This is a genomic window from Treponema sp. OMZ 840 (genome assembly GCF_050937815.1).
Taxonomy (GTDB): domain Bacteria; phylum Spirochaetota; class Spirochaetia; order Treponematales; family Treponemataceae; genus Treponema_C.
The window spans coordinates 256,198-280,261 of record NZ_JACDIJ010000001.1; the positions used below are offsets into that span (position 1 = coordinate 256,198).

Annotated in this window: 20 protein-coding genes; 7 read left to right on the forward strand and 13 right to left on the reverse strand. The window is 43.4% G+C overall.

Translation table 11 applies throughout. From position 1 onward, the window contains the following. Window positions 1-40: 40 nt before the first annotated feature. The 3 genes from H0R92_RS01285 to H0R92_RS01295 are packed head-to-tail and all read right to left on the reverse strand — an operon-like array spanning window position 41 to window position 2,316. Complete coding sequence (locus H0R92_RS01285; protein ID WP_432960356.1) at window positions 41-457, reverse strand: hypothetical protein; 417 nt, start codon at window positions 455-457, stop codon at window positions 41-43. A 24-nt stretch (window positions 458-481) separates the two neighbouring features. Next, a complete protein-coding gene (locus tag H0R92_RS01290) occupies window positions 482-1,024 on the reverse strand; it encodes a hypothetical protein (RefSeq protein ID WP_432960358.1) in 543 nt (180 codons plus the stop codon). Next, window positions 1,024-2,316: an LIC_12708 family protein gene (locus H0R92_RS01295; RefSeq protein WP_432960360.1), complete on the reverse strand. Its 1,293-nt coding sequence runs from the start codon at window positions 2,314-2,316 to the stop codon at window positions 1,024-1,026. Before H0R92_RS01295 ends, H0R92_RS01290 begins: the two co-directional genes overlap by 1 nt. A gap of 55 nt (window positions 2,317-2,371) precedes the next feature. Between H0R92_RS01295 and secA the strand changes: the two genes are divergently transcribed. Continuing rightward, window positions 2,372-5,152, forward strand: coding sequence for a preprotein translocase subunit SecA (gene secA / locus H0R92_RS01300; protein ID WP_432960363.1), 2,781 nt, complete (start codon window positions 2,372-2,374; stop codon window positions 5,150-5,152). Between the two features lie 53 nt (window positions 5,153-5,205). Here secA and H0R92_RS01305 read toward each other — a convergent pair whose 3' ends face one another. The 7 genes from H0R92_RS01305 to H0R92_RS01335 form a co-directional block, all read right to left on the reverse strand. Continuing rightward, window positions 5,206-5,406 (reverse strand): hypothetical protein, encoded by a 201-nt coding sequence (locus H0R92_RS01305; protein WP_432960365.1) that lies wholly within the window; start codon window positions 5,404-5,406, stop codon window positions 5,206-5,208. A 63-nt stretch (window positions 5,407-5,469) separates the two neighbouring features. Then, the gene (locus H0R92_RS01310; RefSeq protein ID WP_432960367.1) at window positions 5,470-6,222 is read right to left on the reverse strand and encodes a class I SAM-dependent methyltransferase; all 753 of its coding nucleotides are present in this window, start codon (window positions 6,220-6,222) and stop codon (window positions 5,470-5,472) included. A gap of 103 nt (window positions 6,223-6,325) precedes the next feature. Then, window positions 6,326-7,066 carry an EFR1 family ferrodoxin gene (locus H0R92_RS01315; RefSeq protein WP_432960369.1) on the reverse strand — a complete coding sequence of 247 codons (741 nt, stop codon included), beginning with the start codon at window positions 7,064-7,066 and terminating at the stop codon, window positions 6,326-6,328. 211 nt (window positions 7,067-7,277) lie between these two features. Further along, window positions 7,278-7,682 carry a TetR/AcrR family transcriptional regulator gene (locus H0R92_RS01320; protein ID WP_432960371.1) on the reverse strand — a complete coding sequence of 135 codons (405 nt, stop codon included), beginning with the start codon at window positions 7,680-7,682 and terminating at the stop codon, window positions 7,278-7,280. A gap of 100 nt (window positions 7,683-7,782) precedes the next feature. Next, a complete protein-coding gene (locus H0R92_RS01325) occupies window positions 7,783-8,382 on the reverse strand; it encodes a hypothetical protein (RefSeq protein WP_432960373.1) in 600 nt (199 codons plus the stop codon). A gap of 91 nt (window positions 8,383-8,473) precedes the next feature. Beyond that, window positions 8,474-10,222, reverse strand: coding sequence for an ABC transporter ATP-binding protein (locus H0R92_RS01330; RefSeq protein WP_432960376.1), 1,749 nt, complete (start codon window positions 10,220-10,222; stop codon window positions 8,474-8,476). Window positions 10,223-10,228: 6 nt separating this feature from the next. After that, window positions 10,229-12,010: an ABC transporter ATP-binding protein gene (locus H0R92_RS01335; RefSeq protein WP_432960378.1), complete on the reverse strand. Its 1,782-nt coding sequence runs from the start codon at window positions 12,008-12,010 to the stop codon at window positions 10,229-10,231. Between the two features lie 187 nt (window positions 12,011-12,197). Between H0R92_RS01335 and H0R92_RS01340 the strand changes: the two genes are divergently transcribed. Beyond that, complete coding sequence (locus H0R92_RS01340; protein WP_432960380.1) at window positions 12,198-13,142, forward strand: helix-turn-helix domain-containing protein; 945 nt, start codon at window positions 12,198-12,200, stop codon at window positions 13,140-13,142. Between the two features lie 140 nt (window positions 13,143-13,282). Here H0R92_RS01340 and ppdK read toward each other — a convergent pair whose 3' ends face one another. Then, window positions 13,283-15,955: a pyruvate, phosphate dikinase gene (gene ppdK / locus H0R92_RS01345; protein WP_432960383.1), complete on the reverse strand. Its 2,673-nt coding sequence runs from the start codon at window positions 15,953-15,955 to the stop codon at window positions 13,283-13,285. A 79-nt stretch (window positions 15,956-16,034) separates the two neighbouring features. Here ppdK and H0R92_RS01350 point away from each other — a divergent pair, with 79 nt between their 5' ends. The 5 genes from H0R92_RS01350 (at window position 16,035) to H0R92_RS01370 (ending at window position 21,895) form a co-directional block, all read left to right on the forward strand. Then, a complete protein-coding gene (locus tag H0R92_RS01350) occupies window positions 16,035-17,237 on the forward strand; it encodes a CapA family protein (RefSeq protein WP_432960385.1) in 1,203 nt (400 codons plus the stop codon). Next, complete coding sequence (locus H0R92_RS01355; protein ID WP_432960387.1) at window positions 17,228-19,864, forward strand: oligonucleotide/oligosaccharide-binding fold domain-containing protein; 2,637 nt, start codon at window positions 17,228-17,230, stop codon at window positions 19,862-19,864. Before H0R92_RS01350 ends, H0R92_RS01355 begins: the two co-directional genes overlap by 10 nt. Window positions 19,865-19,969: 105 nt before the next feature. Beyond that, window positions 19,970-21,232, forward strand: coding sequence for an ATP-binding protein (locus H0R92_RS01360; RefSeq protein ID WP_432960389.1), 1,263 nt, complete (start codon window positions 19,970-19,972; stop codon window positions 21,230-21,232). Between the two features lie 79 nt (window positions 21,233-21,311). Beyond that, a complete protein-coding gene (locus tag H0R92_RS01365) occupies window positions 21,312-21,500 on the forward strand; it encodes a type II toxin-antitoxin system HicA family toxin (RefSeq protein WP_432960392.1) in 189 nt (62 codons plus the stop codon). Next, window positions 21,497-21,895 (forward strand): type II toxin-antitoxin system HicB family antitoxin, encoded by a 399-nt coding sequence (locus H0R92_RS01370; protein WP_432960394.1) that lies wholly within the window; start codon window positions 21,497-21,499, stop codon window positions 21,893-21,895. Before H0R92_RS01365 ends, H0R92_RS01370 begins: the two co-directional genes overlap by 4 nt. A gap of 16 nt (window positions 21,896-21,911) precedes the next feature. Here H0R92_RS01370 and H0R92_RS01375 read toward each other — a convergent pair whose 3' ends face one another. Next, window positions 21,912-23,231, reverse strand: a complete 1,320-nt coding sequence (locus tag H0R92_RS01375) for a coproporphyrinogen-III oxidase family protein (RefSeq protein WP_432960396.1) — start codon at window positions 23,229-23,231, stop codon at window positions 21,912-21,914. After that, entirely contained in the window at window positions 23,231-23,959 is a 729-nt protein-coding gene (gene lepB / locus H0R92_RS01380; RefSeq protein ID WP_432960399.1) for a signal peptidase I, read from the reverse strand. Before lepB ends, H0R92_RS01375 begins: the two co-directional genes overlap by 1 nt. Window positions 23,960-24,064: the final 105 nt, after the last annotated feature.

Here is a 24,064-nt window from a genome sequence, read left to right on the forward strand (position 1 = left end):
ATAAAAAACAGAGAATTTTAGTCTTCACAATAAAACCGATTTATAAAAAAAGTACTCGGGGGAAAATAAAATGAAGCGTTGCAATCACAATGCAAAAAATCCCCATATATTTTCGTCCGTCGATAAAAATCTTTTCAAAAAAAGCGGGCAAAGTAAAGGAAACGGAAGCCGAAGCTTTATAATATTCATACAACAAACAAAGACCGGCACATATACCGGCAAGAGCAGGTATTAAATCGCCCAAAACGGGAATATCGCCTTGCACGACGGTTAACAGCTTCATAATGCCGGTAAAAATAGTTAAAATACCCAAAATAAGACGAAAATTTTTTGTTTCAAAAAAACTCAATCCGGCAGCACTCGTTTCGGCCGCATCTTCCGGTATTTGTTTGGAAAATACGAGTAAAAGCCCCGAAGCCGCATTCAAAACCACTGATAGTAAATAAAATTGTATCATGAAATCCCCCTATCCGGCCGGCACCTACTTTTGTTCAACCCGTGTACGAAGCGTCAGAGTTTCACCGTTAATACCGATATCGGCCTGCACATATACTATATCATAATCCGTAAAAATTGTCCTGTAAAATGTCGGCGTTCCATCCGAAAAAGCGGAATTTTCCTGTACGGCAAGTATGTTTTTTTCTTTATCCATAGCGGAAAACTTTACGGATACCGTTTCTCTATCGACGTTATTTTTTTGCTGTGCTTTTACACTCACATATACCGATTCTTCGAATGAAAAAGCGGACAACTTAAAATCCGTTCCTTCAAAAAAAGCCTTGTTATCTCTTCCCGTTAAAAATGCAAGCGATAAAACGACAAGAACGCAAAGTATAACCGAAACAAGCATAAACCGAGATTGCTTCGTATGTACAAGGGCTTTAAATAAACCGCGTGGAGGTTCGGCGGCGGTACCGTCATAAAACGCCCGGACACTTTTATCCGCCCGCTCCAAGCGCGTTTTACGGTTATAATAAAAATTAAGTTCCGATTCCTGTATTTTAGTATCTTCGTTATTATTCATCAGCGATTCCGACTCGACTGGATAATGCTGTCTATAAGCGTATCGGTGCGCCACCATACAACCGAAGCTTTATCTTCTCTTGCAACGAGTGCCGAAATAATTCCCGACGGCGAGAGGGAAAAACTGTGATATACGATATTGTCGGTATCCATCTGTAAACGCCGGCGGATAATTTTTTGCCCGCTTTCTTTTAACATAAGAATTGAAAAACCTTCGGTATCCGCTGTAATAAAGAAAAACCATCCCGATTCGGTTACGCCCAAAAACTCATATGCCATTGCAAATACTTCTTTGGTATAACCGTAGGTTACCGTTTGTTCAAAATCGGGAACCGCAATGGGATCGGCGTATATACCCGTATTTAAATCCAAAGGATAAACAAGGGTTTGGTCGAAGGTCATACCCGATTGAACCCGTGTTAAAGCGTCTATTTCGGCCGGAAAATAATCTATTTTCAGATATAAAACGGGTGAATTATAGTCAGGAATAACTTGCGCCAAAGTTGAAAACACAATATCCGAATTGTCGGTACCGTATTCGGGAAGTACGGAGGGCGGCAAAGGCACTTTAAATCTTAAATATCCGTCACGAGTAAACCAAAATACCGCATAACCGTTTTCGATTAAACAGACGACAACCAATTCGTTTTGTTTTGTCGTATAGATGTTTTTTATATAGGGAAACGGAGTGCCGCCCGGCCCTTCTTGTCCCAAATAATCGATAAAAGATCCGTCGCTTTCAAAACGCAAAACAACCGAACGTAAAAGTGTTTTTGTTTTTTCATCAAATACAAAACGCTCTCTAGGAAGTATATCGGCCGCATATAAGCGTTTACCCGAATCCACTGCAAGGGCGCTGATTTTATTAAAAGGATATGCAACCGCATTTTGCGTTGCGACACCGTTATTCGCTTCCAAAGCGGAAACGGTTTTACTTCCGTTTAATCCGATAAATGAGGGAACGGGGTTTTTTTCGGCATTGTACAAAATACCTATTAAATCGCCGTAAGACGTTAATTCCATTATCTTCGCAGCTTCGGAATTTGCAATATAAAAAAAACCTTCATTCATAACCAAGCGTGTTTGCACTTCTCCGGGAACTTGTAAATCAAACAAGCGCAGCTCATTTTCAAAGCCCCCGTACTGCAAATCAAACAAGGTTTCTTTTTCAAAGGCGGCTATAGGTTTGGATCCGCCGCAGGACACAAAAAAAAGATGCGCGATACTAAAGAGTATCAATACACAACCGGTTCGAATATTTTTGCAGCATAAAAAAATCGGTTTTCGAAGCATAAACACAGCATAAAGTGCTTGCCCAAATATGTCAATAAGCGGTACATTATAAGGTATGATTGACGCAATAATGACATTCTTTTTCGGTTCCAAACAGGAACGAGATGTAAAAGCCCTGATGCCTATCGTTGCAAAGGTCAACGAAAAAGAAGCATGGGCAAGCGCCCTTGACAAAGAAGGATTTTTAAAACAAACAGCCCTTTTTAAAGAACGGCTTAAAAACGGCGAAAGCCTTGACGATATTTTACCCGAAGCCTTTGCCCTCGCCCGCGAAGCGGCAAAGCGTGTACTGGGAGAGAGGGCCTACGACGTGCAGGTTATGGGGTCAATAGTGCTTCACTCCGGCCGTATCGTAGAAATGAAAACGGGCGAAGGTAAAACCCTTATGTGCGTCGCCGCAGCCTATTTAAACAGTTTAGCCGGAAAAGGCGTTCACGTTGTAACCGTAAACGATTACCTTGCTCAGCGCGACGCGGACTGGATGCGTCCCGTCTACGAATACTTAGGCGTTACGGTCGGCTCAATCGTATCGAATATGGATAACGCGGCGCGCAAAGCCGCTTACAATTGCGACATTACCTACGGCACAAACAACGAGTTGGGCTTCGATTATTTGCGCGACAATATGCAGTTAAGCCCTGCCGAAAAGGTACAGCGCAGCTTTGCTTTCGGCATTGTTGACGAAATCGACTCCATCTTAATCGACGAAGCGCGTACCCCCCTTATTATTTCGGGACAGGGCGAAGACGACACGGTTAAATTTTTCGAAGTCGATAAATACGTCGGTCAGCTTGAAGAAGTACAAAAAAACCCGGAAACCGGTTTATACCCGGACGAAGTACAGGGCGAAGAGGTTATCGGAGATTATACGCTCGACGAAAAAAGCCGGCGCGTATCCTTTACCGACGCGGGTATGCTTAAAATCGAAGCGATTTTACAAAAGCACAATTTAATCCGCGGCTCGGTGTTTGACGAAGAAAACTTTGAATACATTCACTACTTTACACAAGCCGTGCGCGCCCACACCCTCTATAAAATCGATGTCGATTATGTCGTAAAAGACAAGCAGGTACAAATCGTAGACGAGTTTACCGGCCGTATTTTGGAAGGACGGCGCTACGGCGAAGGTTTGCACCAGGCTATAGAAGCGAAGGAGCATATCAGAATCGCCCAGCGCAACCGCACTCTTGCGACGATTACCTTTCAGAATTTTTTCCGTATGTACGACAAATTGTCGGGCATGACCGGAACGGCTGATACCGAAGCGGTCGAATTCAGCAAAATATACGATTTGGACGTAACTGTTATTCCGACAAACAAGCCCGTTGCCCGTATCGACGAAAACGATGAAGTGTATTTGAACGAGCACGACAAGTGGGAAGCCATTTGTGCCGAAATCGCCGAAGCCCATAAAAAAGGACAGCCGGTTTTGGTCGGTACGGTGTCGATTGAAAAGTCGGAGCATTTAAGCGCCCTGCTTACCAAAAAGGGAATCCGCCACGAGGTATTGAACGCAAAAAACCACGCGCGCGAAGCTTTGATTATTGCCGAAGCGGGGGCCAAGGGGGCGGTTACGATTGCAACCAATATGGCAGGCCGCGGTACCGATATAAAGCTGGGCGGCAACCCCGAATTCAGGGCAAAAAAACGTGCCGGAACCGAAGCGACACAGGAGCAGTATGAAAGCGCGTATAAAATCGAAAAAGAAAAATGGCTTACCGATTATGAAGAAGTAAAGCAGGCCGGCGGCCTTTACGTTATCGGTACCGAGCGGCACGAAAGCCGCCGTATAGACAACCAGCTTCGAGGACGCTCGGGCCGTCAAGGAGATCCGGGCCGCAGTAAATTCTACATTTCGATGGACGACGATTTAATGCGGCTTTTCGGCGGCGAAAAGATGAAATCCCTTATGTCGCGCATCGGTATGGAACCGGGAGAGCCTATTTACCACCCCTGGCTTACCAAGGGAATTGAAAAAGCGCAGCGCAAGGTTGAAGAGCGTAACTTTGAAATCCGTAAGCACTTGCTCGATTACGATGACGTTTTAAACGAACAGCGCCGCTTTATATACGATCAGCGCGACGCCATTTTAACCGACGAGGATTTAAAACAGCGCATTTTACTGACCGCCCGCGAAACCCTTGAAGAATTTGCCGAAGAGTACGCCGCAGCGGCGCGCAAAAACGCCGAAGGAGCTGCAAGCGAGCTTGCTTCCGAATTAAAGCAAAGCTTTGCCCTCCCGCTTTCTCAGGACTTGCTGCACAGCGCACAGGCGGAACATAAAGCGGATGCCGTACAAGACAAGCTTGTAAGCGGTATTATGAGCGCGCTTGAAAACGATTTAAGCGAAAAAGAACTTTTGGCGGGAAAAGAAAACCTGAATATGTTTATCCGCTATCAATACGTACAGGCTATAGACCGCAAATGGCTCGACCACCTCGAAGCCCTTGAAAGTTTGCGCGAAGCGGTATACCTTCGCACTTACAGCTCGAAAAATCCCTTAACCGAATACAAAATCGACGGCTTTAATATCTTCGACGAAATGCTCGACAGTATCCGCACCGAAATCGCCTCGCGTGTCTTTAAAGTGAAGATAACGAACGACCGGGGTGAAGATATGCAGCGAAAGGCTCGCACTATGCAGATGAACGCCCAGCACAATGCGATGGCCGCCTTTGATGCGGGAGCCGCGCGTTCGGCCGCAGCAGCCTCGCCCTTTGCGTCAAAACGTCAGGGCGAAAACGTGACGGTAGTGCGCACAACGCCGAAAGTAGGCCGCAACGATCCCTGCCCCTGCGGTTCGGGGAAAAAGTATAAGCAATGCTGCGGACGCTAGGACGCTGCATTGCCGCATGCTGCGGACGCTAGCGGTTTTTTCTAAAAAGTCGGTTACTTTTTAGAAAAAACGGTTTTCCCAAAAACTTTTATTTCCAATCCGTCTTTATATCCTGTATCCGATTCCATATCCAATCGGTGATATTTTATAATTTCATATAAAACAGCTTTATAGCCGACACTGCCTCCATCCTTATAGTAAACGGGAATCGGAATAATAAAAAATATAATTATAATAATTAATGCAATTTTCATTTTTTTATTTTCATTAAGTCCTTCACACTAAGTTTCGTTTCAATAACAAACATCCGCCTTTTCCTATCGCTTTATTACTCTTGTAGCAATATAGGTTTTAATGTTCAATTCATGAAGTCTGCCTGTACCGTTCGTGTCTTCATACAAATCGACTAAAGTAAATCCTGCTTTTAATTGGCCGCCGATTTGTTCTTCAAGAGTATGGGAAAATTGCAAACCGTAATCATTTTCTATGCCGTATTGTTTTGATTTTTCATCCTGCAAAGGGTCAAACGGCATTTTCCATATAATTTCTTTTTCTTCGCTGTCTACAATGTAATTTATTTCATTATTCAAACCCGACAGCAAAATCCCGCCTTTTTTCAAAACCCTATAAGCTTCATTAAAAACATGATACACATCTTTGATATAACAATTTGAAACCGGATGAAAAATAATGTCAAAGGTTTCATCGTCAAAGGGAAGGCACTGCGTCATATCACCTTGTACAGCCCGAATTTCATATTTTTCCCTGTCGGCAACAAACAGTTCCGATTCAATTTGTTTCGATGAATAATCGAGTACCGTACACTCGGCGCCCACGGCTTGAAATATTGGCATTTGCTGTCCGCCGCCCGAAGCAAGTCCTAAAACTTTTTTACCTTTTAAATCACCGAACCACTCGTGAGGGACGGTACGGGTCGGTGTAAGCAAGACATTCCACTTGCCTTTTTTTGCATTTTCGTACACTTCATGTGAAATCGGCTTTCCCCATTCCCAGCCCGCTTTAATCCATCTGTCTATACTCGCCTTGTTTATATCCTGATATCTCTCCATGCTTATCAAGCCTGCCTTTGACGGCTATTAAACCGTATGTTTGATAGAATTTATTGTACCGTGAATCTTTACTTGTGTCGATTGCCGTATGCGGCTTTTTTTCCTATTCCATAGCATTTTTCGGGTTTTTATAAAAATACCTGAGCCTTTTTACAGTGGTTTTGCCGTAGTTAATTGCTTCTTTCGGGCAAAGGTGCAGGCATTTTAAACAATTGTCACATTGAGGTTTTATCCATTGCGGCTTTCCGTTTACCATTTTTATTGCAGAGGCGGGACAATTTTTTTCGCATTGCGAGCATGAAATACAGGAATCCAAAACATAAAACGGTTTTGTACTTTGATACGCTTTGTAACTGCGGTGAATATAGGGCTGCAACAGCTTCATTATAAAAGGACTGTGATAAGCCTTCTTTTTTCCCTGCATGATCTTTTCCAAGCCGATGTCCGCTTTTTTCAATTTTCGTTTTTGTGCATCTATATTGGGAATACCGTGCAATATTGAATAATTTGTTACCATTCTTAATTCATAAATTGTCGGTTTCGGCAATGATTTTTCGGCACAGATTTCTTCCACCTGTCTGTCCGCCCCGCCTAAAATACCGCCGCATGTTAAAATAAAGATGAGATTTTTTATATTTCTAAATTCGGTTTGAAAGATAAAAGATTTTACTTTTTCGGACACCCCCCAAAAACAATTAAATGTAACAATATATAAATCTTCGTGGGCTACATTAATTGTCTTTTCTTTTATCGAACACATATCGACAGGCTTACTGTTTAAAAAATTACCCAGCCTATCGGCAATGTGTTTTGAGTTGCCGGTTGAACTGTAGTATAAAATCATATGAATGCTCCGTAATTATGTTTTGCTTTTTAAGAATCTGATGGAACGGAGGCTTCGGACACCACACCCTTTATAAAATAGAGAGTAAGAATCCTGATTACCTCGCTGCAGCCTTCAAAATCCGAATCCGTTATATGACAATCGATATAGTATAAAAACTCATATACTCTCTTTAATTGAGAAGCCAATCGACTATTGATTTTTAATTCTTTTATTTTTTATCGAGCACAGCCGTTAAAAAGTGATGAAATTGATTATCCCTTTTTCCTTGTTCCGAAAAATAATATTCATGCAAAACCTTTGAGATTTTAGGATTGCTCCATTCCGCCATTATTTTATTGCCGAACAAATGTTTTGAAGTTACGGAGAACAAGGATTCAACAACTATTTCGATCGGCATCTGCCAATCAACTTGCTCCATAACCGCTTGTCTGACTCTTATATTTTCACGTTTATACACTTCCAAAAATATATCTTCTTTGGAAGCATAATATTTATAAAACGAACCTGTTGCAATATGAATGGATTTTGTAATATCGGAAATATTTGTTTCCTTATACCCTTTTTTTGCAAAAACGGCATGCGCGCTTGCTAAAAGTTCTTCTTTTTTATCCATACTCGCCTTCTTATGAATGAATATTTTTTATTATTCATTCATAATTTAATACAAAGATTTATTTGAGTCAAGTAATGCAATAATCACACCTATAATTTTTTTATATCGGCCACTTTTGTTTTTTGGCGAGTTTTTCCAAAATTTCAAGAACGAGCCAAATATTTGTTACATGTATTGCACTCAAAGTGATAAATGTTTTTTTATCTTTGAATTTAATATTGATTGTATTTGACGGTTTATCTATCCTATAATATTCTATTGTGTTTAATGGAAATGAAGCATCACGGCCCCGCTTTGTTTCAATTAAATTTCCGTTTTCTATTCGAATATTGTAATCATTTAAGCCATACTGCAAAATAACCTTAATACTGTTTATTTCTTCCGGAATGTCTCCATTCAACTGATATTTTGCGTAATGTTTAAGGACGGAATCGATTTCTTCTTTTTCAGGAGCAATATCCGCACTGTATTCTTTTTGATCGTTCATTAATATCGTTATTGTACGATGGGGTGTTATTTTATCAAAATAAAAATTTGATTTTACCGCTTTAATATCCTTGAAATATAAGGGTATTTCATCCCCCTTATCCATAAAAACGACAAAACCGTCTTCAGACAAAGCGATTTTTTCAATATGATTTTGTCCGAACAGTTTTTTTAAAAAACCCTTCGACGTGTTTTTTATTATTTTTGTATACATACTTTTCTCCTTATGATAAAAAAGCTTATTTTTGTGATTTCTATTTTACTCTATCATGCCGAATGAGTAAATACCGGCATATATTTTTCATCTACCCTACCGAAATTTTCCATTCTTTCGATTTGTTTTGCAGCTGCCACAGCCGTGCATACAAGCCTTGCTTTTCCAGCAATTCGGAGTGAGAGCCTTCTTCAACAATCCGCCCCTTATCCAAAACAATGATGTTGTCGGCGTTCTTTATTGTCTTTAACCGGTGAGCAATCATGATGACGGTTTTGTCTTTAACCAAATGGGATATGGCTTTTTGAACCGACACTTCATTTTTTGCGTCCAAGCTCGATGTCGGCTCGTCGAGTAACAAAATCGGTGCGTCTTTTAAAATAGCTCTGGCAATCGAAATGCGCTGTTTTTCACCGCCCGATAAAGTGGAGCCGCCCTCTCCGACAAGGGTGTTGTATCCTTCGGGGAGTTTTTCGATAAATTCGTGACAGCCCGCCAGCTTTGAAGCGCGGATCATATCTTCTTCCGTTGCATTTTTGTTTCCGAACATAATGTTTTCTCTTACGGTGTCATGGAAGAGGTACACATCCTGCAGCACCATCGAAATATGTTTAAGCCAATTGTCGGGATTTATTTCATTGAGCGAAACACCGCCGATTTTTATACTTCCCGCATCTACGTCCCAAAACCGCGCAATAAGTTTTAATATGGTGGACTTTCCTCCTCCGCTCGGCCCCACAATGGCGGTAAGCGTATTTTTCTTAAAAGTGCAGGATATATCATCAATAACCTTTTTCCCCTTTACATACGAAAAGCCTGCATGTTCAAACTCAATGCCGCCTACATCTTTTGGCTCTATTGTTTTTTCTCCGCCTAATTCTTTTTCGCTCATAACGGTGTCGATTCTTGTTGCACTGACATAATACATTCTAAGAGCGGCGATGTATCGAATCCATGTAAGAAGCGGACTTATTATTTTAGTGCCGATGATAAGGATACTTAAAAATTCGGTTAAGCCTATTTCTCCGCCGAAAATAAGATAGGTCCCCGTAAAGCACATAAGCGGAAGTCCTGCACGTGCAAAGGTTAAGGCAAAGCCTAAAAGTGCACCGCCGACAGTTTCACTTTTTATACTGATTTCTTTCAGATGCTTGTATGCGTTTTCAAGTTTGGAAAAACCTTCTCCGATCTGGTTATAACTTCTCAATATTTTCATACCGGAAAGGTATTCGTTTAACGCCTCCGCAGTGTCGTCTTTAGCCGCTCTTGAGCTTACAACAATCTTTCCCGTTATTTTCAACGAAACAAAAATGATACTTGCGGAAATCGGGAGTGTAATATAAAAGGCCAGCGCCATTTTCCAATTAAACCAAAACATAAAAAACGACGTTGCAACACAGGAAAAAACAACACCGAAAAGACCGGTAAGAGCGCCGACCATACTCCGCTCAATCGCCAAAAAGTCTCCGGTAAACGTATTGATAAGTTCCCCTGAACGGGTTTTGGAAAAAAAGCCGAGCGGCAATTTTTTTATTTTTTGAATAAAGTCCTTTTTATTCCGTGCCGAATTGCGCGCACCGGGAAGAAAGGTCCTTAAAAAAGCAGCCGTACTGACCGTCAGCTGTAAAAGAAAAAAGCCTGCCAGACACAGTGCAATAGTCCAATACCCTTTATCAAAGATAACGGCGGGAGTATTAAAATATTCGATAAATAAATTGATTGCAAAATACACCGCCACCGCAGGAAAGGTTATCGCAAAGCCTTCCAAAAAATACCATATCACCGGTTCCGTCATTTGCCCGGGATGCCCCATCGTAAATTTTCTTATCAGTTCTTTCATTTTTCTTCACCTCTCCTTGCCTGCTATTTCCCATGTTTCCGCTTCAAACTGTAAGTCCCACAGCGTTTTATATGCTCCGTCTTTTTCAATTAAACTTCCATGTGTGCCTTCTTCTATAATTTTCCCCTCTTTCAATACAATAATCTTATCCGCATCCATAATGCTTTTAAGCCGGTGCGCAATAACAATAACGGTTTTATCTTTAATGAGATTTCTAATCGCTTCCTGTATTAAGTTTTCATTTTCCGCATCGGTATAAGCCAAAGCCTCGTCCAAAATGACAATGTGAGAATCTTTTAAAAAAGCCCGTGCAATGGAAAGTCTTTGTGCTTCTCCGCCCGATAATTTTATATTTCCCGAACCGATGGGGGTATCGTACCCTTGCGGAAGATTCATAATAAAATCGTGGCAGCGCGCTTTTTTTGCCGCTTCGATAATTTCCGCATCGGAGCGTTTTTTGTTCATCGCGATATTGGCCCGCACCGTATCCGAAAAAATATGGGTGTCTTGAAATACAAAGGCGATTTTTTCCATTAAGTCCTTTGTATCAATGTTTTTTATATCTTTACCGCCTATTTTTATGCTGCCGGTCTGTACGTCCCAAAACCGTACCAGGAGCTGCCCGATGGTGGATTTTCCGCTTCCCGATTCTCCGACCAGGGCGGTCATTTCATTTTCGTTACAGGTAAATGAAACGCCGCTCAGTGCCTCCCTTCTAAGCGGATCCGCCTCGCTTTGATACGAAAATGAAACCGAATCAAAGACAACCGTATTACCGCTTTCTTTTTCCGCAGTGTTTTTTGTCTCAAAAACGCTCTCATTTAAAATGGTATCAATCTGAGTCAATCCTGCCTTTGTGAAATTAAGCTGCGTTGCATAATCGATACAGGTTAAAAGCGGGTCGTACAGTGCGGGAACGATAATCAATGCCGTGACAACCGCCAAGACCGTATCGCCTGAAGGATTTTGTAAAATCAAAAAACCGCCGGCCGGAATAACAAAGGCAAGGAGGGAAAGGCTTATCGTTTTATACATACTCATAAAAAAAGCGGAATTTCTGTAATTGGTTATCTCCCAATCAAGGCATTTATCAAGACTGTGCTCCAGGTTTTTTGATATGCCGCCTGCCCGTCCGAACAGTTTTACCTCCGCCATTCCTTTTACATACTCGGAAAAATTGCCGGTAATATCGGCTGAGCGCTTCATATAATCCGAATACCTTTCTTTCGCTTTTTCTCCGCCGAAAATCAAAGCCTGAAAACTAAAGGCAATAACGACCGCAAGGAAAACGGTACATGCCATAATCCAATTAAGATAGACAATTCCCGAAAAGAATAAGATCAGCACAATCAATGAGCCGATTAAATCGGGCAGCATGTGGGCGATGACACCTTCCATGTTTTCGATATTTTCGTCCATGATTTTTTGAATGGAGCCGCTTGTGTTTTTTGAAAAAAAGCCGAGCGGTAATGAGCCCAAATGCTCCATCAGTTTTATTCTATAGGTATACAAAATCTTAAATGCCGCAGTATGACAGCCGACGCTGCCTAAAAACGAAAAAATCAAATTGCATAACACAGCGCAGCCTGCGGTAATTATCCAAAAGAAAACACCGGTTTTTTCTCCCGCCGTTAAAAATATCCTCGCTATAAAATATACCGATACATACGGAATAACATTGCACACCATTCCCAGTGTGGACAAAAAAATACTTGCGGTAAGAAAAACTTTTCCCTTATTTGAATAATGGAAAATATAGTCCATTATCCCCTTTGATTTTTTATTCACAAAATGCTCCTATAAGTATTTGGATTAGTCTTAACTAACTTGTCTTATTGTATCCGTACCGGATATTTTTGTCAACACATCAATTCTTCAAATAAGAAAGAAAATATATAAATACTTGCAATTTTAAGTCTAATATGTTATTCTAATCTTCAAATAGAACAGAAAAAACTTTAAAAAGGACAGATATATGAGAACGCTTGAAGACTATTGGAAGGATTTTGAGGATTTCGGTTTTGTCAAACATGTAAAAGACGGAAGAAGAGATTATATATTGGAAAAAACAAAGGGCTCAGGCGGTTTTTCCGTTTTGGGAGATACCGGGACGGCTATGGCGGTCATTTCCGATTGCACACTGTATCAGCCTTTTATTATTAAAGAGTATATAGATGAGCGGATTATTGAAGCAGGGCAATACTACACAGGAGCCGCATCTTATTATCAACAGCAGGATGACAGTACCGAATTTGAATATGGATTGAATGCCTATGTCAATTATGATTACTTTTACGGATATAAAAGAATTGAGCCGAATGTACGGCTGGTAAATATAGGCTTTGCTTTTCGTAAAACTTTTTTTTCTTCTTTGCCTATAACATTGGAGGATGATTTTTTTGAAAGAGCGGCAAGTGTACTTAATCCCGAGCCGATTGTCATTCCGAAAATAACCGCAATTTGCGACAGCCTTAAAGAATGTACACTGGAAGGAGCAGCATTAAAGCTTTATATTCAAGGTAAATGCTTGGAGGTTTTTTCACTTCTTTACGATTATGTTTATAAGGCACAACCGAAAACAAATGTGCACCTTTCCCAAAAAGACAAGGCTGTTCTTAAAAATGTAAAAACTTTTATAGAAGAACACTTTGCAGATCATTTTACCATTGCGGAGCTCACTAAAAAATTTTCTATCAATCAGCAAAAATTGGTAACGGGTTTTAAAGATTGTTTTAACACGACAATAAATGAATACACGCAAAAGGTAAGAATGACAAGGGCGCTTGAATTGCTTTATAATGATGAATTATCCATTGTAGAAATAGCACAGGCGGTCGGCTACTACGGGGACGGCTATTTTCAAAAAGCGTTTAAAGAAACCTACGGCATCAGTCCCGCCCGAATGCGCAAGGATTTGTAGGAAAGCTGCCGACTGAACAGTCTTAACCTATAAAAAAAGGCTGCCCTCATTGAGGGCAGCCCCTTATAAACGGACAGCGCCGTCTTATAAACCGATCAGGATTCCGACAGCGCCGAGGTCCTCTGTAGTTTTATACCTTATCAGCCGTTGCGGATAACCGCTTGAGCCGCAGCCAAACGGGCGACGGGCACGCGGTAGGGAGAACAGGAAACGTAGTTCAATCCGGCACGGTAACAGAAGTCGATCGTATCGGGGTCGCCGCCGTGTTCGCCGCAAATACCGAGCTTTAAGCCGGGCTTTTTGGAACGGGCTTTAATGCGTGCAATATTGATAAGTTCACCGACTCCCTCTTCGTCAAGGGTTTTGAACGGATCGGTTATAAGCACGTCCTTTACCAAATACGAGGTAAGGAATTTACCGGCGTCGTCGCGGCTGAACGCAAAGGTCATCTGCGTTAAGTCGTTTGTACCGAAGCTGAAAAAGTCCGCATGTTCGGCAAGTTTATCGGCGAGGAGCGAGGCGCGCGGCACTTCAATCATAGAACCGATTTGCACATCGAATTTGACTTTTTCCGTATCGAATACCTTTTGAATAATAGCCTGCGCTTGACCGCGGATAATTTCCAATTCGTCGTTATCGCAGACAATCGGAATCATAATTTCGGGCTTTACGTCGATTTTGCGCTTAATACAATCGGCGGCGGCAAGGGCGATAGCTTCAACCTGCATTTCGTAAATTTCGGGATAGGTAATAGCCAAACGGCAGCCGCGATGGCCGAGCATCGGGTTCATTTCGTGCAGGGCGTCGAGCTTTGCATTCAACTTTTCCAAGTCGATGTGCATAATGTGCGCAAGCTCTTCGCGCTCGGTTTGCGTGTGCGGAATAAACTCGTGAAGCGGCGGATCCAAAAGGCGGATTGTTACCGGCCGGCCGTTCATCGCTTCGAAAATACCGACAAAGTCTTTCTTTTGCAGGGGCAAAATATTTGCCAAAGCTTCGCGGCGCTGTTCTTCCGTGTCGGAAGCGATCATTGCGCGGAAGTGAATCAATTTATCGCGGTCAAAGAACATGTGTTCGGTGCGGCACAAACCGATACCTTCGGCGCCGAAATCGAATGCATGCTTTGCATCGGCGGGCTGGTCGGCATTGGCGCGGACGCTGAATCCCTTAATTGCGTTTCCGTCGGTATTGGTACGCAGCGAAGCGTTGCGCACTTCATCGCACCAGTCGAGGAAGGTGTGCAGACGGTCGGAGATTTCAGAGTCGATAAGGGGAAGCTGACCTTCGTATACGCAGCCGGAAGAACCGTCGATGGTGATAAAATCGCCGCGCTGAAAAGCTTTACCGTTTATAAATACTTCTCCGTTTGAAAAAAGCACTTCCGAAGCGCCGCATACGCAGGGGGTACCCATACCGCGGGCAACAACGGCCGCATGGCTGGTCATACCGCCGGTAGACGTTAAAATACCTTCGGACACAACCATTCCGGTAATATCTTCGGGGCTGGTTTCTTTACGTACCAAAATAACCTTGTGGCCCTTTTGTACCCACGAATCCGCTTCGTCGGCCGTATAGACGATTTGACCGCAGGCGGCTCCCGGAGAAGCGTTTAAGCCCTTTGTAAGCGGCTTTGTTTCTTTAACCGCCTTGGGATCGATTCTCGGGTGCAAAAGCTGGTCAAGCTGATCGGGAGACACGCGCATAACGGCGGTCTTTTTATCGATGAGTTTTTCTTCAACCATTTCGACCGCACAGCGTACGGCAGCCTGCCCGGTGCGCTTACCGTTACGGGTTTGCAAAATAAAGAGCTTTCCCTGCTGAACGGTAAATTCCATATCCTGCATATCGCGGTAGTGTTTTTCGAGGCGGTCGCGGATAGCGATAAGCTCGGCATACACTTCTTTGTTTTCGCTTGCAAGTTTTTCGATGGTTTCGGGAGTGCGGATACCGGCTACAACGTCCTCACCCTGAGCGTTCATCAGGTATTCGCCGTAAAATTTGTTTTCTCCGGTTGAGGGGTCGCGGCTGAAGCACACGCCCGTTCCCGAATCGTCGCCGAAGTTTCCGAATACCATAGACTGAATATTAACCGCCGTTCCCGCAAGGCCGCGGATACTGTTCAATGCGCGGTACTTGATGGCGCGTTCGTTCATCCACGAACCGAATACGGCATTGATGGCACCCCACATTTGCTCGACGGGGTTTTGGGGGAAGTCCTTTCCCGTGTGCTTTTTGTAAATCTCTTTGTAGCGTCCTACCAGTTTTTTTAAGTCCTCGGCATCAAGGTCGGTGTCGAGCTTTACGCCCTTGGAAACCTTAATGTCGTCCAAAGCGTTTTCAAACCCTTCGGAAGGAACACCCATTGCAACGTCGCCGAACATTTGAATAAAGCGGCGGTATGCGTCCCATGCAAAACGCGGATTACCGGTTTTTGCCGACAAACCTTCAACGGCTTTGTCGTTCATACCCAGGTTTAAGATGGTATCCATCATACCGGGCATGGACAGGGCGGCACCGGAGCGTACCGACACCAAAAGAGGATCGTTTGCATCTCCGAGTTTTTTACCCATAAGTTTTTCAAGGCGCTCAAGATGTTCCGCAACTTCACTTTCAAGTCCGTCGGGATATTTTTTTCCGTTTTCGTAGTATAATTTACAAACCTCAGTTGAAATGGTGAACCCGGGCGGAACGGGAATTCCCAAATTAGTCATTTCGGCCAAATTTGCACCCTTTCCGCCGAGACCTTCTTTCATGGATGCATCGCCTTCGGCTTTACCGTTGCCGAAAAAATAGACAAACTTTGTCTTTGTCATGAAATTATTTTCTCCTTAACATAGTTATCTTTGTATTGTACATTGAAAAAAAATCGCTGTCAATGTATACTCTGGGGGTATGGCCAAACTTTCGCAGGCTTTGTCCGTTTTGTTTTTATTTTTAATACTTTCGTGTACGTCCGTTCCGAAAAAGAACGAAAAAGCGGCACAAAATCATACGCAAAACATACAAAATGTGATAAGATTTAAACACCCGCCTAAACAGCAGCCCCTTCGCCTTTGTTTTGCAGGCGATATTATGGCTCACTCGGTAAATTACCGTATGAAGGATTTTAACCTTATCTATCGGGATGTACAAAATCTTTTGTCGGCTTGTGATTTGGCATTAGGCAATTTGGAAACGCCGATTTGCGATGAACTTCCCTACCAAAATTTTCCCAACTTTAATATTCACGGCGAATACGCCCAAGCCGCCATCGATGCGGGTTTTAATGTATTTTCGCTCGCAAACAATCACACAAACGATCAGGGAAAAGCCGGCATACGCGGAAGCGCCGCTTTTTTTGCCGAAGCGCGTTCACAAGGAGTCTACAGTGCGGGGATTAAAAAACCGGAAAGCGAAGAGCTCACATACGAATTGATTGAAACGCAGGGATGGAAAATCCTTTTTGCCGCCGTTACGGAAATCGTAAATATTGAGCGCCATACCGATTTATTCGACTTTTATCCCTTTACCGAAAAGGGAAAACGCACATTAAAAAGCGAACTGATACGAATACAAAAAGAAAACCCCTGCGACTTGTTTATTTTAAGCATTCATTCGGCCGATCCCGAATATGTATTAGAAGTGACGCAAAAGAGACGCGAATATTTTTATTCGCTTTTAGATTTGGGCGTCGATATTATTTGGGCGAACCATGCCCATGTTTCAAAGCCGTGGGAACGGGTAAGCTGCAAGGTAACGGAAGACGGCATAAGCCGAAAAACGGAAAAACTCATTATGTACGGTATGGGAAATACGATTTCCGGCCAGTTGCCGCGTTTTAACTTCGATAATCCTTCCCATCCCTACGAATACACCGGAACGGGAATTCTTTTGCAAGTCGATGTAAAACAAAACACCGATTCTCAAAAAAGCGCTATTCAATTCGCCGATATAAAACCGCATATTATTGTAACTCATGTCGATAAGGGGTATAATTTTGTTATAAGGCGGTTGAATGAGAACCTGATAGCGCAGCAGGATAAAAGATTGGCCGCATATTATAAAAAGCGTTTGGAATTGATGAAAAACATACGGGAAATTACTACATGCCGATAGATTACCGGGCCTTGCCCGTTTACGAACAAAAAGAACTTATCCTCGATGCGATTAAAAAAAATCAGGCAATAGTCGTACAAAGCCCCACCGGTTCGGGAAAAACAACGCAACTGCCCGTAATCCTCTATGAGGCGGGTTTTGCCGATGCGGGAATGATTGCCGTAACTCAGCCGCGCCGTATTGCCGCCCTGTCGGTAAGCGAGTTTATCTCAAAACAGCTGGGCTGCACCTATCCGGGAACAGTCGGTTATAAAATGCGCTTTGAAGACAAAACGGATTTTTCAACTAAAATAAAAATTATGACCGACGGCATTTTGCTTCAGGAAATGAAGCTAGACCCCATGCTGTCGCGCTATTCGGTTATTATGGTGGACGAAGCTCACGAGCGCAGTTTAAACATAGACTTTGTACTCGGCCTTTTAAAGCGCGTTTTAAAAGAGCGGCCCGATTTTAAAGTGATTGTATCGTCGGCAACAATGAACGCCGAAGCTTTTTCCGCCTATTTTAACGATTGCCCGATTGTAACAATCAATACAATCACCTACCCCGTTACAATCGTCTACGATCCGCCTGCAATTCCTGCAAGTACGGCTTCTTTAAGTGCCTCGGAAGCCCTTTTGGCAAAAATCGAAGATACGATAAGCCGCGTGTTGGACAGTAAATACGATGGCGGAATTTTATGCTTTTTACCCGGCGAAAAAATCATCAAAGACTGTATCCGTCGTCTCGGCCGCGCACCTTTTTCGCGGCGCATTTTTCTTATTCCGCTGTACGGACGGCTTGCCAAAGAAGAGCAGGAACGCGTTTTTATAAATCCTCCTTTCGGCCGCAAAAAGGTTATCGTTTCGACAAACATCGCCGAAACAAGCGTAACCATTCCCGGCATTACAACCGTTATAGACAGCGGCTTGGCAAAACTGAACTATTACAATCCGCGCAGTTTTACCTCAAGCTTGACCGAAACCCTCGTGTCGAAAGCGTCGTGCAATCAGCGTAAGGGGCGCGCCGGGCGTACCCACAGCGGCGTATGTTACCGCCTCTATCCGCGAAAGGATTTTGAAAACCGCAGCCTCTACACAATGGAAGAAATATACCGTACCGACTTATGCGAAGTGGTGCTCCGCATGGCGGAACTCGGCATACGCGACTTTGAGCAGTTTGAATTTATTTCGCCGCCCGGCCGTGAAGGGCTCATAGGCGGTGTGGAAACGCTTAATATGCTCGGCGCCTTGGAAAAGGACAACAGTCTTTCCAAAATCGGAGAGCTTATGGCGGCCTTTCCCCTTATGCCGCGCCAAAGCCGCATTATCGTCGAAGCGATTTTACGTTATCCCGATGTGATAGAAGAAGTGCTTATCGCCGCCGCCTTTTTGTCGGCGCACTCGCCCTTTATACTTCCGCCCGGCGAAGAAAGCGATGCCCGGCGCGCCCATCACGAGTTCCGAGATATGAGGGGCGATTTTTTATCCTATGTAAACATATTCAAACGGTACGGCGAAGCAAAAAACAAATCGCGCTTTTGTCAAAAAAGTTATCTTGACGAGCGCGTTATGGCCGAAATAGTCAATATAAAAGAACAGCTGGAACAAATAGTCGGCTCTTTAGGCCTTCCCGTTGTAGGCGGCGGCCACCCGGACGATTATTTAACCTGTATAGCCGCAGGTATGATTCAGTTTGTGTGCATACGCGAAAAAAAAGAAAGCTATCAAAGTTTAACCGCCGAACACATTCAAATACATCCGGGCTCCTGCATGTTCCGCTCCGACCCCCTCTATATTGTTGCAGGAGAAATTGTGCGCACATCGCGCATGTTCGCCATGTCGGTTTCTCCGCTTACAAGGGCGGTGTTATCGCGCCTCGACGAGGGGATGGCAGAGCGCCTTGCGGCAATGACGGGGAAAAGTACCCGATCCGGCATTAAAAACAAAGCCGGGGCCGGCGGCGATGAAAGGGCGGCAAGAGAAAACCTCGGGCGCAACAAAAAAGAAACGGGCGGCAAACAGGGCAGGCTTTGCAAAAAAGAACGATTATCCGACAGCGCACATATTGCAAGGGCAAACGTTGAAAATGTAAACGCGGAAAACGTCATCATAGGCGGCATAGTCTTTGCCGTCGAAAAAATCAAGGGTAAAAAGCACCTTATTATGCCCTACTCTCTTTTACAAAAAGCCGCCCAAGCCGACGAAGATCCGGGACGGCTTGCACAGGCGGGAAAACTGCGCGTAAAAGTCGAATACGGAAAGCACGCCCTCTTAACCGGGGAGCGATTAAGCCTTGCCCTGCGGGTCGTAAAAGAAACGGATTTACGGCCGCTCACCGAGAGCGAATGGGAGCGCACGCTGAACCTGTCGTTTGCAGAAGAAGCGGAAAAACTGTTTAACGCCCTGCCGGTTATCCTTCGCACGGCCCCCGTAAAAAAGGGCGGAAAAGAAATCGGTTTTATCGGCCTGTGTACCGACGGCAGGGGAACCTATTGGCTTAAAGTATCGAAAAGCTTTACTACGGCACTCAATGCAAGCCTTTCAAGTTTGGAGGTGCTTATAGACGAAGCGCCCGATTCTATGAGCGAAGCGGATAAAGGACGGCTTAACAGACTCTACCGAAAACTCAACGATTTATATGAATAACTTATACGAATAACCTAATGCAGGGTAACCGCGGCCGTGTATTCTTCCGTCTATTGACTATTTTGAATGTATGGGATAATATTAAATAGGAGTTTGGATTATCCCATGAAACTAAGGACAAGAAAAAACGCATTTTTACAGCGTCATGCGGACAAAACAATACAAAGACTCGCCTCTTCATATCCGGCCGTGCTGCTAACGGGAGCCAGGCAAACGGGAAAAACAACCCTCTTAACAAAAATTACGGATGCCCAAGCCGTTCCCTATCTTACCTTTGACGACCCGACGGAAGAACTGTCCGCAACAAACGATCCTAAATCATTTTTGGCATTTCATCCTCATCCCGTTATATTTGATGAGATTCAATATGTCCCGCATTTGTTCCGCTACTTGAAAATTGAAATCGATAAAAACCGCCGTAACGGAATGTATTACCTTACCGGCAGTCAGCAATTTAAGCTTATGGAAACGGCAACGGAAAGTCTTTCGGGAAGAATAGGCATTGTGCAGCTCTATCCCCTTTCCGCCCGTGAAATCAGGCAGGACATATTTTCGGACAGCTTTATTCCTACAAAAAAATATTTTCTTGAAAGAAGCAAGGCTTTTTCGGCTTATACATTTTCAATTCATAAAACATGGCAGGCTATTTATGCCGGAGGTTATCCTGAAGTCATTAAGGGAAAAGTTGCGCCCGCCGATTTTTATGCAAACTATCTTAAAACCTATATTGAACGTGATATTAAAAAACTGACACAGGTTGCCGATGAAATGCAGTTTTTGCAATTTATCACGGTTGCGGCCTCCCGTACAAGTCAACTGGTCAATTACGGCGATATGGCGCGGGAGTGCGGCATAAGCGAAGTTACCGCAAAAAAATGGCTTTCTCTTTTGGTTACCTCCGGTCTTGTGTATTTATTGAAGCCCTATTCGTCGAATGTCGAAAAACGGGTTGTTAAAACTCCGAAAATGTATTTTATCGATACCGGACTTGCAGCCTATTTAACGCGCTGGACAAATCCTGAAGTTATGCAAACCGGCGCAATGGCGGGTTCCTTTTTTGAAACCTATGTTATCGCTGAAATTATAAAATCTTTTGCCAACAACGGAGAAGAAGCTCCGCTGTATTTTTACCGCGATAAAGATAAAATCGAAATAGATGTGCTTATCGAACGCAATAACACAATTTACCCTGTTGAAATAAAAAAAACGGCAACTCCGAATACCGAAGATGCAAAGAATTTTTTCATTATGAACAGACTTAAAAACGTGCGCATAGGTCAGGGAACAATTATCTGCAACTGCAGTCAGGTTGCAGCGGTTACAAAAAATAAAATAAGCGTCCTCGCCGTTCCCCTTGAGTTTATATAAATCAAATGTTCACAAGCTCAACGATTTATATGAGTAAAAAATCATTGACAATACAAGCTATACATTGTATTGTTTTATTATGACCGGTAAGGAAATCGTAAAAATCTTAAAAAAATACGGGTGGACATTGGACAGAACCAAGTGTTCGCATTATATTTTTGTAAAAGATAATAAAACAATTCCCGTACCCGTGCATGGAAATAAAGATATTCCGATAGGAACGGTAAAAAAAATATTCAAATCGGCAGATATACAGGAGAAATTATGACATATTATTGCACATTAAAAAAAGAGGACAATGTATATTATGTAGAATTTCCCGATTTACCGAATGTATTCACTTTCGGAGAAACAAAGGAAAAAGCAATAGAAATGGCAGGAGAAGCTTTAAACGGTGTTTTGGAAAGTGAAATAACACGGGGCATACATATTCCGCTCCCCTCTTTTATATCCGAATATCCTGTAGAAGTTGAACCCAATATAGCCTTTTCCCTTATGCTGCGAAAAAATCGCGGGAAAAAAACACAAAATGAAATTGCCGATAAGCTGAATATATCTTATCAACAATATCAACAGTTGGAAAATCCCAAAAAAGCAAATCCGACTTTGAAAACAATTGCCAAACTCCAAAAAATATTGGATTACAAATTTGTAACTTTTTAAAACCGATAAAAAACGTTCACCGTATAGCCGCGATTTGCACAAGAAATTCGTTTAAGAACAAGAGGCCTTCTTTTGTAAGACGGTAGGCTTTGCCGTCGGTTTCGGCTAAAGCCCGTTTTTGCCAGCAGGTAAAAACGGGTTCTATAAAATCCGTAAGCTCACGACCGAAGCGTTTTTTGAATTCGGCATCGTTTACGCCCTCAAGCATACGGAAGCCCATCATCAAAAATTCGGTTATTGCCTCATCTTGACTTATGTGTTCGAGCGCACTGACCGATTCGGGGATAACAAAGCTTTGTGCAGCCTGCCCGGAGACGGCCGCCCGGAAGGCGGGGGGCAGGAAGGCGGCCGCACTTGTACCGTTTTTTAAGCCCGTCCAAAAGTCCGTGTATGCTTTAATGTCGTGCGTGCCCGTATAGCGGACGGAACCGACTGTTCCGACGGCCGCGGCACCTAAGCCGATATAGTCTTCCATACGCCAGTAGGCGCGGTTATGGACGCTTTCAAAACCCTTTTTGGCAAAATTGGACACTTCATATTGGATGTAACCCGCTTTTTCGAGTATGCCGCGCCCCAAAAGCCACTGCTCGTCGGCGGTATCTTCATCCCGGGCAATAAGGCCGTCGGATATTTGCTTTTCAAGAGGTGTTCCCGTTTCTATCATAAGGCTGTAAAGGGATATATGGTCGGGTTCATAACTCAGCAATTCACGTAGACCTGAACAAAAATCATCGGTGCTTAACCGGGGAAGCCCCGCAATAAGATCGCAGGAAAAGCGCCTCCCTAAAGACGCTAAGGAAGCCCCGCTTCGGAAATCCGGTGACGTACCGGCAAGGGACCGAGAAGTTTTTTGTCCGTTTTTGCGCCATTGTTGTAAATTTTCGAGGGCACCTTTGATTTGCTCAGGGGAGGAGCGCCGCCCCATAAGGCGCAAAACATCATCGTTAAAGGTTTGAATGCCGGCTGAAATGCGGTTTATGCCCGCTTCGGAAGCTTTTTCAAGATAGGAACAAACACCGTCCGGGCCTTTTTCGGCAATGTCGGCGCAGTTGACTTCAAGGGTAATTTCGGCTTCCGCTTTAGGCGGACAGAGTTTGTACAAGCCTTCTAAAAGACGCTTCAGCTGTACGGGAGACAAAAGCCCCGGAGTACCTCCTCCCACATAAATACTCGACCATTCGCTTATACCGTGCAGATATTTGCGGTATGCCGCTTCATTAAGCAGGGCATCCATATAGGAGTCGGGAATACGGGAACGGGCGGCAAGCGGTACGGAAAAAAAATCGCAGTACGAACACTTTGATTTACAAAAAGGAATATGGACGTATAAATACATCAATACAGTTTTTTTATGTCGGTAAACGGATAGTATTGAAAAAGCGCTTTTCCGCTTATTTCGGATGCCCTTACCGGACCGAACAAACGCGAATCAAAGGCGGAAATACGGTTATCGCAGAGTACAAAATACTCGTCTTTTCCCAATGTAATCGGCGGCATTTTTCCCGGTGCCCCCATAGCCCTATCCCACATAGCGGGAAAATTATCTATGAGAATATTATAATCGGCCGAAGAAAGTTCAAATTCCGTTAAAAAATGAGAAGTTCCGGCTTTTTTTATATAAACGACATAATCATCGATATAGAGGATATCGCCCGGAAGTCCGATCAAACGGAACAAGGCCGTAGGCGGACAGCCCGAAGGCAAAACCGTAAACGGATGTACCCGCTGAAAAGTCAGCATTGCAACCGAAACTTCAAGCACCTTTTCAAAAAAATTCAATTGATTTTTTTCCGGCGCTTCAACCCTGACAATATCGCCGCGGTTCAGATTTTCCGTACTGAAAAAATCGGGCCTATCGGGAGCAAGGGGCAGTATAAAAAGAGCTGCATTTTTTACAAGGCCGGGCTTCATTGAGGACGATAAAATAAGGACGGGAGATAAAAAAAAATGGAAAATTAATTGCAAACAAATCATCGTCAACAAAAAAATGCACACAATAAGCAGAATTTTTCTTTTTAACTCTTTTTTACGTGCAAAAGCAAAATCGTATGAATTTACCGTCATAACACAAGCATATCACATACAGCCCTTCGTTACAAGCAATTTAACGCTTCCGCTTTTTAAAATTGTTCCGAACTGTCCGTATTTTATTAAAACGGCTTGTTTTTA